Source organism: Sandaracinus amylolyticus (genome assembly GCF_021631985.1).
Lineage (GTDB): Bacteria > Myxococcota_A > Polyangia > Polyangiales > Sandaracinaceae > Sandaracinus > Sandaracinus amylolyticus_A.
In genome coordinates this window covers 9,389,136-9,403,123 of the sequence record NZ_CP070225.1, presented here as the reverse complement: position 1 = coordinate 9,403,123, position 13,988 = coordinate 9,389,136, and the positions used below count along the sequence as shown (strand labels likewise).

Here is a 13,988-nt window from a genome sequence, read left to right as displayed (position 1 = left end):
TAGAATCGGTCGGCGCGAATCTCGGTGGGGTTGTCTCTCGACCGTCAGTGGAAGGAGACTCCGCGCATGGGGGAACGCCTCGCGCTCGTCGCTCTCGCGCTCGTCGTCGTCGGCTGTGGCTCGGAGGCGGTGGCGCCCGCGCCCGCCGCGGCTCCCGCTCCACCGGTCGCTCCGCCGGCTCCGGTCGCTGCCCCCGCTCCGGTCGCAGCGCCCGCTCCGGCGCCGGCGGTCGAGCCGCCGCCCGCGGTCGAGCTGCCGGCCGCGCCGCCGCCCGCGATCGCGTCGGCACCGTCGGCACCGCTGGGCGTCGGAGACGTGCTCGCGTTCGCACCGGCGCCACCCGCGACGGGTCCGGCGATCGAGCCGATCGAGGGCGTGGAGTGGGACACCTTCCGGCTCCTGCTCGCGGCGACCACGCCGATCTCGCGCGGGACGCGCAGCGGCTACCGCGCGCTCACGGACAGCGCGCTCGACGAAGGGGCCGCGAGGTGGATCCCCGAGCTCTATTCGGCCGACGGCACCGGGCAGCGGAGCCGTCCGGCGTGGTGGCGGCCCGTCGAGGGAACGACGCTCCTCGTCGTGCCCTATCGCCTGCTCGGTGGGAACGGCGGCCTCGGCCTCGGGATCTTCGAGCCGACCGACGGCGGCGTGCGCTACGTGCGGCACCTCGCCGAAGCGCAGTCGACCGGCTGCTCGCCGGCCGTGAACGTCATCGGCGCGACGAACGACGGAACCGAGTGGCGCCGGCTCGTCGCGTGCGAGCGCGGCGGCGCGGTGGTCTCGATCCGACTCCACGACGGCGCGCTCGAGATCCGCGAGCACACGCTGGGGGATCTCGCCGCGCCGGTCGGCGAGTGGCGCGTGATCGCGCCGCCCGCGCCGCCACCCCCGGCCGAGCCCGCCGCGGTCGAGGCGCCGGAACCGATCGCAGCGATCGCCGCGCCCACGACGGCGCCCCCGGAGCCGCCCGCCGCGCCGCAGCCGCCGCCGGAGCCGATCCCGGAGGGCACGGACCGCGACCTCGTCGCGATGTGCTGCCAGCGCTTCACCGATCCGCGCTGCACGGGCGCGCTCGCCGACAGGCGGGCCACCTGCCCGATCTTCACCGGCGGCTGCTGGACCTGCCTCGCCAACTGGGGCTCGGCCGCGAGCGACGACGACCCGCTCGTCGAGGTGAATCGGTACTGCGGCCGCGCCTGCCGCCTCTGAATCTCGTCGTGATCGGCGGGAGCTCGGGCGTGCCGTCGTGGAGCGCGCGAGCTGGGTGTCAGCGACCCCGAGATCGATTTCAGAATCGATCGTTGGGTCTCAGCGACCCCGAGATCGATTTTGGAATCGATCGTTGGGTCTCAACGACCCCAGAGATCGATTTCAAAATCGACGAGCGAGTCTCGGAGACGGCGCAGTCGATTCCAGAATCGACCCGCGCGCGTCGCGGACACGGCGGGTCGTTTCCAGAATCAGCGCGCGGTCGCGGTGAAACGCGAACGAGCGCGGCACGCAGATGCGCGCCGCGCTCGTCGTCTCGGATCAGCTCAGTACATGCAGCAGCGGAAGCCCGTGGTGGGCGCGCGGAACGTGCGCTGCGCGACGGTGAAGTCGAAGTCGCAGGTGCGTCCCTCTTCGATGCTCTGGTACGAGCCGCCGCGCACCTGGTAGAGCGGCACGCCGCCCGAGGTGCCCGCCGACGTCGAGGTCCACTCGCGAACGTTGCCGCTCATGTCGTAGACGCGGCCCGCCGCGGCCCAGTCGGTGTAGCAGGACGAGAAGGTCGGCGAGCCGGTCGTCGCGAGCGCGTCCTGATCGCCCGCAAGGCTCGAGTCGCTGTCGTACTCCATCCCGTTGCACGCGACGGGCTGCGACGCGCTGCAGGTCGCGGCGTACGACCAGTCGCAGCTGCCGGTCGGGCCCTCGCACGCCGTCTCCCAGTCCTCGGCGCCGCAGAGGTGCCAGCCGCTGGTCGCCGAGGTGCACGTGCCGCTCGCGTTGAGCGCGCAGCACGCGGCCTCGGCCTCCTGCCACGTCACGCTCGTCCACGGGCGCACGTTGGGCGCGGAGCACGCGAGCGTGCTCAGCGAGCCCGCGCTCGTCGTCGTCGCGTCGGGGCGCGAGGCCTCGTAGCGCATCACGCGGATCGTGCGGCCGCCGCTGGTGTAGGTGACGGTCGGGATCGCGCTGGCGTCGATCGCGTCGCGCCACGGCGTGCCGGGATCGTTCACGCCGGTCTCGTCGACCTCGCCGTCGCAGTCGTCGTCGGCGCCGTTGCACGCCTCGTCACCGGGCGTGCCCGCCGCCGCCGCGTTGCACTGCACCGCGGTGCCCGACGACGCGCAGACGTAGGTGCCCACCCGGCGGCAGGTGCCGCTGCCGTTGCTGCACTGGTCACCGACCAGCGGGAACGCCTCGTCGATGCTGCCGTCGCAGTCGTTGTCGAGCGAGTCGCAGCGCTGCTCGGTCTGCTGGTAGGTCGCCGGATAGACGCACTCCCAGCCGCGCGTGCCGCCGCAGGTCGCCGCGGTGCCGTTGCACACGCCGTTGGGGTTGCAGAACGCCGAGGGCGGCGTGAGGCCTTCGTCGGTGCGGCCGTCGCAGTCGTCGTCGCGGCCGTTGCACGCCTCGTTGCCGGCGTACGAGCACGCGTACTCGCAGCCGGGCTGCGCGGGATCGAGATCGACGAAGCCCGGACGGCACGTCGCGATCGCGCAGCTGCCCGCGGTGCAGCGCGGAATCGCGTTCGGGAACGAGCACACGCGGTTGCACATCCCGCAGTTGTTGATGTCGGTCATGAGGGAGAAGCCCTCGTCCGTCATCGCGTCGCAGTCGTCGTTGATGCCGTTGCAGCGCTCGACGGTGGGACCGAGCGCGCCCTCGCAGGTGAGCGTGCCGCCGCGGCACTGCATGGTGCCCGCCTCGCACGCGCCCGCGGTCTCGCCGCACGTCGCGCCGCCGCCGGGGTTGCCCTCGTCGACGTTCGAGTCGCAGTCCTGATCGACGCCGTCGCAGGTCTCGGCCGTCGAGGTGATCGCGCCCTCGCACACCAGCGCGCCGCTGCGGCAGTGCTGCACGCCGGGCGCGCAGCGACCGACGTCGCTGCCGCAGAGCTGGCCGCCCTGGGGATCGCCGTCGTCGACGGTGCCGTCGCAGTCGTCGTCGGCGTTGTTGCAGAGCTCGGGGCTCGGGCCGACGCCGCCGGTGCACACGAGCGCGCCGCGCGTGCAGGTCACGACGCCCGCTTCGCACGCGCCGGTCGTCGGACCGCACGCCGCGCCGCCCTCGGGGTTCATCTCGTCGACGCGGCCGTCGCAGTCGTCGTCGAGATTGTTGCAGCTCTCGGTGGTGGGCTCGACCTGGCCCATGCACACCAGGGCGCCGCTCACGCACTGCTGGTAGCCGACCTCGCACGCGCCGGTGCTCATGCCGCAGACGCGTCCGCCCTGGGGGTTGTGCTCGTCGACGTTGCCGTCGCAGTCGTCGTCGACCGTGTTGCAGGTCTCGGCCGTCGGCGCGGGCTCGCCCATGCAGACGATCTCGCCGGCGCGGCAGATGGTCACGCCGTCGACCGCGCCGCACGCGCCGAGGTCGCTGCCGCACTCGACGCCCGCGCCCGGCTCGCCGTCGTCGACCACGCCGTCGCAGTCGTCGTCGACGAGGTTGCAGATCTCGACCGGCGGGGTCGCGGGCGTGCACTGGTACTCGCAGCCGTTCGTCGCGCTGCTGTCGATGTCGTAGTAGCCGGGCTCGCAGGCGCCGAGCATGCACGCGCCCGCGGTGCACGAGCCGGCCGCGCGCGGCGAGCGGCAGAAGTTGCCGCAGCGACCGAGCCCGGTCTCGGCGTCGTGCCCGCAGTTCTCGGGGTCGTTGTCGAAGTCGATGTCCTCGTCGACGCGGCCGTCGCAGTCGTCGTCCTCGAAGTCGCAGATCTCGTCGGTCCCGTCGGTGACCCTCGGGATGCAGAAGTACTCGCAGCCCGGCTGCGCGGGATCGAGGTCGAGGTAGCCGACGTCGCACGCGCCGATGCTGCACTCGCCGGCCTCGCACACCGCGAACGCGTGCGGGTAGACCGGGCACGGCATGTCGCAGCCGCCGCAGTGATCGGGGTTCGACTGGGTGTCGATCCCCTCGTCGACGAGCTCGTCGCAGTCGTCGTCGCGCTCGTTGCAGAGCTCGAACTCGAGGCACCCGCCGTCGGGCACGACGATCACGTCGGCCGATGCGTCGCGCGGCGTGACCCGCGCGTCGCTGCCCGCGTCGGTCCCCCCGTCGACCGGCTCACCACCGTCGACGTCGGGACAGACGAGGCAGTACGGCTCGACCGTGCACGACGAGAGGACGACCACGAGCGCCAACAGCTGCGCGCTGGAGACGAAGCGGCTCATCGGACCCTCCGACGCGCGACGAGGACGAGACCGAGCGCGGCGAGCATCGCCATCGCCCACGGAGCACGCGAGCCCTCACCGGTGCCCGCCGCGGTGCAGAGGCATCCGCCGCCGCCGGCCGCGAGCACGCGCACGGTGCCGTCGCCCGCGTCGCCCATGCCCGCGTCGACGCGCGTGCCTCCGTCGTCGAGCGGCGGACCGGCATCGGGCCGCGGCACGACCACGAGCTCGCACTCGCCGGCGCTGCAGCGCTGACCGTCGGGGCACTGCAGGTCGAGGCAGCGATCGCGACGGCACAGGCCCGTCAGCGGATCGCAGAGGTCGCCGCTCGAGCAGACCACACCGCCACAGAGGCTCGCGATGCAGTCACCGGTGGTGGGATCGCAGACCTGCTCGCCGCCGCACGTGACGTCGGCGCACAGGTTCACGAGGCACTCGCCGCTCGTGCAGCTCTCGCCGCCGTCGCAGCTGACCTCGGCGCAGCTCGTCTCGCAGACGCCCGCGCGGCACGCCTGCTCGGCGGTGCAGCCCGCGGTCGCGCAGGGGTCCGGCACGCAGGTCGGATCGGGCGCGGTGCGATCGCAGATCTCCCCGTCCTCGCACATCGACGGGAAGTAGCGGCAGTCGTCGGGGACGCAGGTGCCGGTGAACGGCTCGCAGTCGAGCCCGTCCTCGATGCAGCTCACGTCCTCGCACGCGTAGGTGCAGCGGTTGTTCTCGCACTGGCAGGGCGGGATGCCCTCGTCCTCCATGCCCGGCGCGCACCCGATGGCCGCGCCGTTCATGATGGTCTCGCCACCGCACGCCGTGTCGTCGCAGGCCGGCGCGACGCAGTAGCACTGGCCCTCTTCGTTCGTCTCGGGCACGCGGCCCGCGGGGCAGCGTCCGAACTCGCTGTCCGCGCAGGGCAGCGCGCACATGCAGCTGACGCAGGCGCTGCCCGCCGGGCACAGCGTGCCGTCGGGGTCCTCGTCCACTTCCATGTCGCAGTCGTTGTCCTCGCAGTCGCAGGTCTCGCGACCGCGCGGCGTGCCGCCGGTGCAGACCTGACGACCACCGATGCACGTCAGCGTGCCCGGCTCGCAGACGCCCTCGGTCTCACCGCACACCGCGGAGGGCGTCTCCTCGTCGATGCGGGTGTCGCAGTCGTCGTCGAGGTTGTTGCACTGCTCGTTGACCGGGCCGTTTCCGCCCTCGCAGACGATCTCGCCGCCCACGCAGGTGAGCCGGCCGGGCGAGCACTCGCCGGTCGCCTCGCCGCACGGCGCGCCGACCGAGAGGCCGTCGTCGACCACGCCGTCGCAGTCGTCGTCGAGGTCGTTGCACTCCTCTTCGACGGGCTCGATGGCGCCCTGGCAGACCAGCGTCCCGCCCTGGCAGATCGTGGTGCCCGCGACGCACTCTCCGGTGTCGTCGCCGCACGCCTCGCCGCCGCCGGGGTTGCCCTCGTCGACGCTGCCGTTGCAGTCGTTGTCGAGGCCGTCGCAGCGCTCGGGCTGCGGGCCGCTCTCGCCGACGCACACCAGGTCGCCGCCGACGCAGACCTCGGTGCCGCGCTCGCACTCGCCGGCCTCGCTGCCGCCGCACGCCGCGCCGCCTTCGGGATTGCCCTCGTCGACGAGAGCGTCGCAGTCGTCGTCGATCGTGTTGCAGCTCTCGGTCGCCGGACCGGTGCCGCCGGTGCACACGATCGAGCCGCCGGTGCACTGCGTGGTGCCGGGCTCGCACGCGCCGGTCGACTCGCCGCACGTCACGCCGCCGCCGGGGTTGCCGTCGTCGATCACGCCGTCGCAGTCGTCGTCCGCGCCGTTGCAGATCTCGGTGCCCGGCGCGCGATCGCCGGTGCACGTCATCGTGCCGCCGACGCAGCGCATGAGGCCCGCGCCGCACTGGCCGCACGACGCGCCGGTCGCCACTTCTTCGTCGACGCGGCCGTCGCAGTCGTCGTCCTGGTTGTCGCAGGCCTCGGGCGTCGGCCCGGTGCCGCCGCTGCAGACGAGCCCGCCCGCGACGCAGTTGAGCACGCCGGGATCGCACTCGCCGAGCGCCGAGCCGCACGCGCCGCCGCCGCCGGGGTTGCCGTCGTCGACCACGCCGTCGCAGTCGTCGTCGAGCGTGTTGCAGATCTCGGAGCCGCCGCTGACCGCGCCCACGCATGCGCCCCACACCGACGCGGTGCAGGTCTCGGTGCCGGGGCGGCACACGCCGACGCTGGTGCCGCACGGACGGGTGAGGCCGTCGATCACGCCGTCGCAGTCGTTGTCGACGTTGTCGCAGGTCTCGGTGGCCGGGCCGGTGCCGCTGCACGTGCCCCAGCTGCCGGCGGTGCAGACCTCCTGGCCCATGGTGCACGCGCCGACGTCGGTGCCGCAGACGCGCGCGAGATCCTCGTCGGTGCGCCCGTCGCAGTCGTTGTCGATGTTGTCGCAGAGCTCCGCCTCGGGGCGGCAGCCGGCGCAGACGTTGTTCTCGTCGGCGACGCCGTCGCAGTCGTCGTCGACGCCGTTGCAGACCTCGGGGGGCTCCGCGCCACACGCGCCACAGCGATTGCGCAGGCCCTCGTCGATGCGGCCGTCGCAGTTGTCGTCGACGCCGTTGCACACCGTCTCGCCGGGATCGGTGCACAGCGTCGGCGACGCCACGCCGCCCGGCCGGTTGCAGTAGAGGACGAAGCCCTCGTCGACCAGCGTGTCGCAGTCGTCGTCGCCGCCGTTGCAGATCTCGGTGCGGATCGAGCCGTTGACGATGTCGGCGATCGCGGCGCTGAGCGCCGCCGAGTCGTCCACGAAGATCGCGCTGCCGGTGCCGCCCTGGCTCGCGATCGCGTTGAGCTGCGTGCTCGCGTCGGGGCTGTTGGCGAAGCCGATGACGTTCACCGGGAAGCCCGCGGTGCGGAGATCACCCGCCGCGTCGATCGGGTCGCCGCCGCAGGTCTCGGCGCCGTCGGTGAGCAGGATGACCTCGTAGGGCCGGCACGACGCGCGCGGATCGTCGGTGCGCACGTCGGCGAGGTAGGCCTGCGCCGACGCGAGCGAGCCCGCGAGCGGCGTGGTGCCCGAGCCGCGCAGCTCGAGGTCGAGCCCCGCGGGCGCGGTGCCGCCGTAGTTGTCGGCGCCGTCGAGCCACTCGAGGATCGAGTACTCGTTCTCCGGCGAGAACCCGACGAGCAGATCGCCCGCCGCGTACGCGCCGCACACCGCGCCCGAGCCCGCCCAGCCGCCGGACGCCGCGGTCGCGTTCGCCGTCGGGCACGCGAAGCTCGTCGCGCGCTGGCGGAAGCGCATGAGGCCCATCTCGACGTCGCCGAACGCCGCGACGACGTCGCTGACGCCGGCGCGGGCACGCGCGATGCGCGAGTCGTCGGCGATGCCGTTGCCGCAGCCCGACGCGCCGCAGGTCGCGCACGCCACGTCGCCGCCGAGGCACTCACCGGAGCCGTCGCCGCCGGTGAACTCGTCCTCGCAGGTGTGCCAGTTCATCGAGCCCGACGTGTCGAACACGAGCAGGATGCGCGGGCGCACGTCGCCGGGCGCGTAGACGAACGCGGCCTCGCTGGTGTCGTTCGCCGAGTGGCAGCCCTCGTCGTTGGTCGCGCCGAGGCCGAAGTCGATGCGGCCGTCGCCGTCGTTGTCGAGGCCGTCGCTGCACGCGCGGCGCGTCGCCTCGTCGCGATCGCTCGAGCTCGCGCAGTCGGGATCGTTCGGGTAGTCGATGCGCCCGTCGCCGTCGTCGTCGACGCCGTTGCTGCACGCGGGCGAGCCGCCCTCGGTGCCGTCGTCGGGGCTGCTGCACTCGGGGTCGTTCGGGAAGTCGACGCGGCCGTCGCCGTCGTTGTCCACGCCGTCCGAGCACTGCACGTCGCGCTCGTCGTTGTCGGCGGGGCCGGCGCAGCCGGGGTCGTTCGGGAAGTCGACGTCGCCGTCGGCGTCGTTGTCGATGCCGTCGCTGCAGCCCGGCACGTGCGTGACGAAGCAGGGCTCGCTGACCGGCGAGACGAGCTCACCGGGCGCCTGCGCGGTCGCCGTGACCTCGAGGCCGCCGTAGAGCGAGCCGAACGTGGTGCCGGGGCCGAACGTGCCGACGTCCCAGGTGCCACCGGCGGTCGAGCCGTCGCTGCCGCGCTCGATGCCGTTGAAGTAGACGCGCACCACCGTGCTCGAGTTGCTCTCGGTGTGCGTGCCGACGATCGTCGTCGCGCTCGAGAGCACGCGCGAGCAGTCGATCACCGGGCGATCGCTGCGCGGCTGAGCGATCGGCACCTGCACCACGGCCGGGAAGAACGCCTCGAACGAGCCGCCGTAGTTGCTCGCCGACCAGAAGAGCTTGAGATCGACGTCGTAGAGCCCGGCCGCCGTGCCCGCGGGCGCGCGCACCGTGACCGAGACCGGCGTGCTCGTCGGCGTGGTGATGCTCGCGCGCGGCCCGAGCGACGTGGTGCCGAGCGTCGGGCCGGCGATCACGGTCCAGCCCGAGGGCAGGGTCACGGTCGCGGGATCGAGCGACGCCGACTGCGTGCCCCAGTTCTGCAGCGTGCCGCTGAGCACGATGTTGCTGCCCGCGGCCTGCGCGGTCTGGGGCTGGGTGAACGTCGCGCGCAGCACCGGCGTCGGGCGGCTGAGCGTCACCGCCTGCGTGGTGAAGCCCGGCGCGGGGAGCTGGGTCGACGTGTAGTTGCCGTACGAGACCAGCGAGATCTGGCCGGTGCCGGACACGTCGTACTGGAACGTGAACGTGTACTCCTCGCCGGGGTCGAGCGTGCCGAGGACCCAGCGCAGGCACGGGCGGGTGCCGCACATCGCCGACGTCGGCGCGCCGGTCGCGCTGCCGGGCACCAGCGCGCCGCGGCTCGGATCGTAGTCGGCGGTCACCACGACGTTCGTCTGCGGCAACGTCGACAGGTTCATGCCGTGCAGCGTGTAGGTGATGCGCTCGCCGTTGTCGGTGAGCGTGCGGTCCGGCGTGAGGTCGAACTGGTTGTTGAGGAACACGCAGCCCGGCGACGGGATCACGAAGCCCCACGGGTTGTCCTGGCCCGCGTTGCTGCTCGAGGGACCGCCGCCGAAGCTCTCGGCGCAGTTCGCGTCGCGCATCATCACCGGGTCGAGCGGCGTGTCGATCACGCGGAGCGCGATCTCGAGGATGCCGGCCTCACCCGCGCGCAGCTCGCCGATCGCGGCGCGCACCGCGTTCGTCGCGGCGGGCAGCGGGTTCGCGGGGCGCACGTCGAAGCCGACCGTCGACGCGTCCGCGCTGCGACGCGCGTCGGCGCTCGAGTACGTCGCCGTCGTGCCGATGCCGATGCGCGCACCCGTGTAACGGATGCGCTGCCAGGGGCCGACGACGTTGTTGAACACGACGTCGCTCGGCGGATCGGCGCCGCCCACGCTGAGGTCGGTGGCCTCGTAGAGGTAGAGCGTCTGGGGGCCGGCGACCGGCGAGCCGTACTGGAAGGGCGTGTCGCCGTTGCCCTGGTTGCCGCTGCGGTTGCCGTCGCTGTTCGCGATGCCGTACGCGTAGATCTGGTCGACGTCCCACGTGGTGTGGCCGAAGAACGTCGTCACGCCGTCGAGCCCGAGGATCGGCGCGATGCTCGCGGCGAACGTCGGCGAGCGGCCCGCCATCGACTGGCCGTTGAAGTAGGTGAGGAACGCGTTCGCCGGCGTGCGCTGGGTGCGCGCGTCGGTCGAATAGAAGAAGCCGGTGTCTCCGTAGAGCTGCGAGATCGCGCCTTCGGGCACGCTGCGCGTGCCACCGCTGCATCCCGCGCCCGCCGTGCATGGGAGCGAGTACGTGCCGCAGGTGCCGCCGCTGGTGCAGCGGTCGAGCGCGAGGCCTGGCTGGTTCGGGATGATCGTGCGCCCGCCGGGATAGGCCGTCAGCGTGGTCGGATCGATCAGGCGGACGCCGACCACCTCGGTGTTGGGCGGGACGAACTCGGTGACGTACGCGTTGATGCCGCGCGCGACGCGGTCCGGCATCCCGAAGTAGTTGATGCGGAACAGGATCACGTCGCCCGGCGCGATCCGGACGTCGGTCCCGGTGCTGCCGCCGCTCGATGTGCCCGACTCGGGGTCGATCACCGCGACCGTCGATTCGGGAATCGATTTGGAGACCATCAGCGCAGCGATGCCCTCGCCGTAGGCATGCCCGACGTGCATCAAGCAGATGCTGAAGGTCGCGAGCGCTGCGGCCCCTCGGGCCCATCCCCGGAATCTCGCTCCGCTCTCGTTCCGTCCGCCCATCGAGTTCTCCCGCTCGGCCCCCCGCCGAGGTGAAAAGAAGGGATGCGCGGCTCGATGGCCGCGAAGGTGGTTCCCCTTCGCGCTGAGCGTACTTTTTTCACGAGCTTGGAAGAACGGAAAACGACTCTCCCCTGCCCGCGGCGACTATCCCATCGAGATCACGACGGAATAGGACAACTCGCGACGCCCCCACCAACCCGACGACTCCCCCGAGCCGTGATCGAGAGTGCACGAAAAATTCGCAGCGCGGCAGACCACGCGGAGGCGTCGCCCCGCGCAGACCGCCGACCTTCGGGCCCCGGATCGCGAGTGGGGCGCGCACCCGGCACCGCGGCTAGAGCGTGGAGATCACACGCGTTCTGGCGTCCCGCGGGCGGACGACCCCGGTCGATCCCCGACGCCCCTCGGGGCGGTCATGGAGATCCCTCGTCTCGACGCGGTGCCGCGACAGTCGAAACATCGGCTCGCCCGCTGGTCCCTACCGTCCGCGCGCTTCGCGCGCTCCCGTCCGGGACCGGCGGGACGAGCACTCCGGTGAGGGATCAAACCTCGTGAGGACGCCGCTTCGTGAACACCGCCGCGCCCTCGGGGAGCGGGCTCCCGCCGAGGTCGCTCGGGATCACGTCCGGTCCCACCTCGGCGCCCGCGCCGACCACGAAGCCGGCGGGGATCACCGCGTTCTTCCCGAGCACCGTGAAGCGGCGCGAGCCCGGCTCGTCGTCGCCCTGCGGCATCGCGCCGACGCGCGCGCCCTGCCCGACCCGCGCGCGCTTGTCGAGGATCGCGCGCTCCACGACCGCGCCGCGCTCGATCACGCAGTCGGTCAGCAGCACCGACTCGCGCACCACCGCGCCCGGCTCGACGCGCACGCCGGCCGAGAGGATCGAGCGCTCGATCAGCGCGTCCTGGGCGATGGTGCAGCCGTGGGTGATCAGCGAGTCGCTCACCTGCGCGCCCTTCGAGAGGCGCGCGGGCGGGCGGTTCTCGGAGCGGGTGTGGATCAGCCAGCCGAGGTCGTTGAGATCGTAGAGCGGCGGCTCGCCGATGAGGTCCATGTGGGCCTCCCAGTAGCTCTCGATCGTGCCGACGTCGCGCCAGTAGCCCGCGTACTTCCACGAGAACACGCGCTCACCACGCGCGATCATGCGCGGCAGGATGTCCTTGCCGAAGTCGTGGTTCGACTCGGGCATCCGCGAGTCCTCGAGCAGCACGCGGTCGAGCACGCCGTAGTTGAACACGTAGATGCCCATCGACCCGAGGCCGGGGATCGGGTCCTTCGGCTTCTCGACGAACGACGTGACGCGCTCGTCCTGATCGAGCTGCACGATCCCGAAGCGCGACTTCTCGTGATCGGGCACCTCCATCGTGGCGAGCGTCACGTCGGCGCGGCGCTCGAGGTGCTTCGCGATCAGGTCGTTGTAGTTCATCCGGTAGATGTGATCGCCGCTCAGGATCACCACGAGATCGGGGCGGCGATCCTTCACGAAGAGGAAGTTCTGCTGCACGGCGTCGGCGGTGCCGACGAACCACGAGCCCGCCTCGCGCGACTTGTACGGCGAGTAGATGCGCACGCCGCCGGTGCGCTCGCGATCGAGCTCCCAGGGGCCGCCCGCGCCGATGTGCTCGATCAGCGAGTGCGGGCGGTACTGCGCGACGATCATCACGTCGAACAAGCCGCTGTTCACGCAGTTCGAGAGCGCGAAGTCGATGATGCGGAACTTGCCGCCGAAGGGCACGGCGGGCTTGGTTCGCTTGGCGGTCAGGACGCCGAGGCGAGAGCCCTCGCCGCCCGCCAGGATCACGGCCACGGTCTTCATCAGCGCGTCTCTCCGGTCACGAGCTCTCGGTAGGTGTGCGCGTACGCCAGCGCGGCGCGCGACCACGAGAAGTCCTCGCGCATGCCGTTCTGCTGCAGCATGGCGAAGCGTCCATCTCGGGCACAGTGTTCGCTGGTTCGCGGACCCACGGCCGCGAACGTCGCGAGCGCGCGACGCAGCCCGAAGGCGAGCGAGCGCGACGACGCGACCGGGAAGAGGAAGCCCGTCGGCGCATCGTGCAGATCGAGATCGCGCACGGTGTCCGAGAGGCCTCCGGTGTCGCGCGCGACCGGCACGCAGCCGTATCGCATCGCGATCATCTGGGCGAGCCCGCAGGGCTCGTAGCGCGAGGGCAGCATCAGCATGTCGGCGCCCGCGTAGATTCGGCGTGACAGCGCTTCGTCGAACGCGATGCGCACCCGAACGCGATCACCGAGCTCCCCGGCGAGACGGAGGAGCTGCTCCTCGAGCGCGCGATCGCCGGTGCCGAGGATCACGCACTGGAACGCGTGATCGCGCGCGAGCGAGCGGATCGCGTCGGGCACGAGATCGATGCCCTTCTGGCCGGTCAGGCGCGAGACCACCGCGAGCAGCGGGAGCGGCTCGTCGACCAAGCCGAGCTCGCGGCGGAGCGCGCGTTTGTTCGCGGCGCGCGCGGGGAGCGCGTTGCGGATGTCGTAGCGCTGGGGGAGCGCGGCGTCGGTGGACGGATCGTAGAGCTCGGTGTCGATGCCGTTGAGGATCCCGACGAGCACGTCCTTGCGGGCACGGAGGAGCGCGTCGAGGCCGGCGCCGAATTCGGGCTCGAGGATCTCGCGCGCGTAGCCGGGCGAGACGGTGGTGATGCGATCGGCGAGCGAGAGGCCGATCGGGAGCGGCATCTCGCGGCCCTCGGGCGCGACGCGCGGGAGCTCTCCGGGGACGAGCCCGAACGCGCGCATCGCGGGCCCCGCGCCCCAGCCGACGTAGGGCAGGTTGTGCACCGTGAGCATCGTGCGCGCGCGACCGAGCTGGGGGTTCGAGAAGCGCGCGCGATGCAGCGCGGGGATCGAGGGCGCGGTGTGCCAGTCGTTCGCGTGGAGCACGTCGGGCACGAAGTCGATCGCGCGCGCGAGCTCGAGCGCGGCGAGGCAGAAGAACGCGTAGCGATGCCCGTCCCAGCCGGTGTCCTGGTGGTAGACGGAGATCGAGTCCTCGAAGAGCGCGGGCGCGTGCACGAAGTAGAACGGCACGCCGTCGTATGTGGTCGCGAGGATCTCTGCACCGAGCGGTCCCGAGGGATGCGGAACCGAGACCTTCGCGACGCGCTCGAGCGGCGTGGTGATGCGCGCCCGCGCGGCGCCGTGGAGCGGGGTGACGACGCGGACGTCGAGCCCGGCGCCTGGAATCGAACGCAGCGCGGAGGGGAGCGCACCGGCGACGTCTCCGAGCCCACCGACCTTGGTGAATGGAGCGGCCTCGGCGGTCAGGAAGAGGATCTTCATCGAGCGTGCGGACGATACCGGAGAACGACTTGGGCGGCGCCTACTTGCGCACCGGACCAGGGCTCGCCA

5 protein-coding genes are annotated in these 13,988 nt (G+C 72.2%); 1 reads left to right on the top strand and 4 read right to left on the bottom strand.

What is annotated here, in order from left to right; genetic code table 11:
- Positions 1-66: 66 nt before the first annotated feature.
- Positions 67-1,209 carry a hypothetical protein gene (locus I5071_RS40035; RefSeq protein WP_236518654.1) on the top strand — a complete coding sequence of 381 codons (1,143 nt, stop codon included), beginning with the start codon at positions 67-69 and terminating at the stop codon, positions 1,207-1,209.
- A 326-nt stretch (positions 1,210-1,535) separates the two neighbouring features.
- Here the strand turns inward: I5071_RS40035 and I5071_RS40030 are convergent, their stop codons facing one another.
- From I5071_RS40030 to I5071_RS40015, 4 genes are all read right to left on the bottom strand, one after another.
- On the bottom strand, positions 1,536-4,376 hold the full coding sequence (locus I5071_RS40030) for a MopE-related protein (RefSeq protein WP_236518653.1): 2,841 nt from the start codon (positions 4,374-4,376) through the stop codon (positions 1,536-1,538).
- Complete coding sequence (locus I5071_RS40025) at positions 4,373-10,534, bottom strand: MopE-related protein (protein WP_236518652.1); 6,162 nt, start codon at positions 10,532-10,534, stop codon at positions 4,373-4,375. The genes I5071_RS40030 and I5071_RS40025 overlap by 4 nt, the downstream gene beginning before the upstream one ends.
- Positions 10,535-11,160: 626 nt before the next feature.
- Positions 11,161-12,435, bottom strand: a complete 1,275-nt coding sequence (locus tag I5071_RS40020; RefSeq protein WP_236518651.1) for a glucose-1-phosphate adenylyltransferase family protein — start codon at positions 12,433-12,435, stop codon at positions 11,161-11,163.
- Positions 12,435-13,919, bottom strand: a complete 1,485-nt coding sequence (locus tag I5071_RS40015; protein ID WP_236518650.1) for a glycogen synthase — start codon at positions 13,917-13,919, stop codon at positions 12,435-12,437. The genes I5071_RS40020 and I5071_RS40015 overlap by 1 nt, the downstream gene beginning before the upstream one ends.
- Between the last annotated feature and the right edge of the window lie 69 nt (positions 13,920-13,988).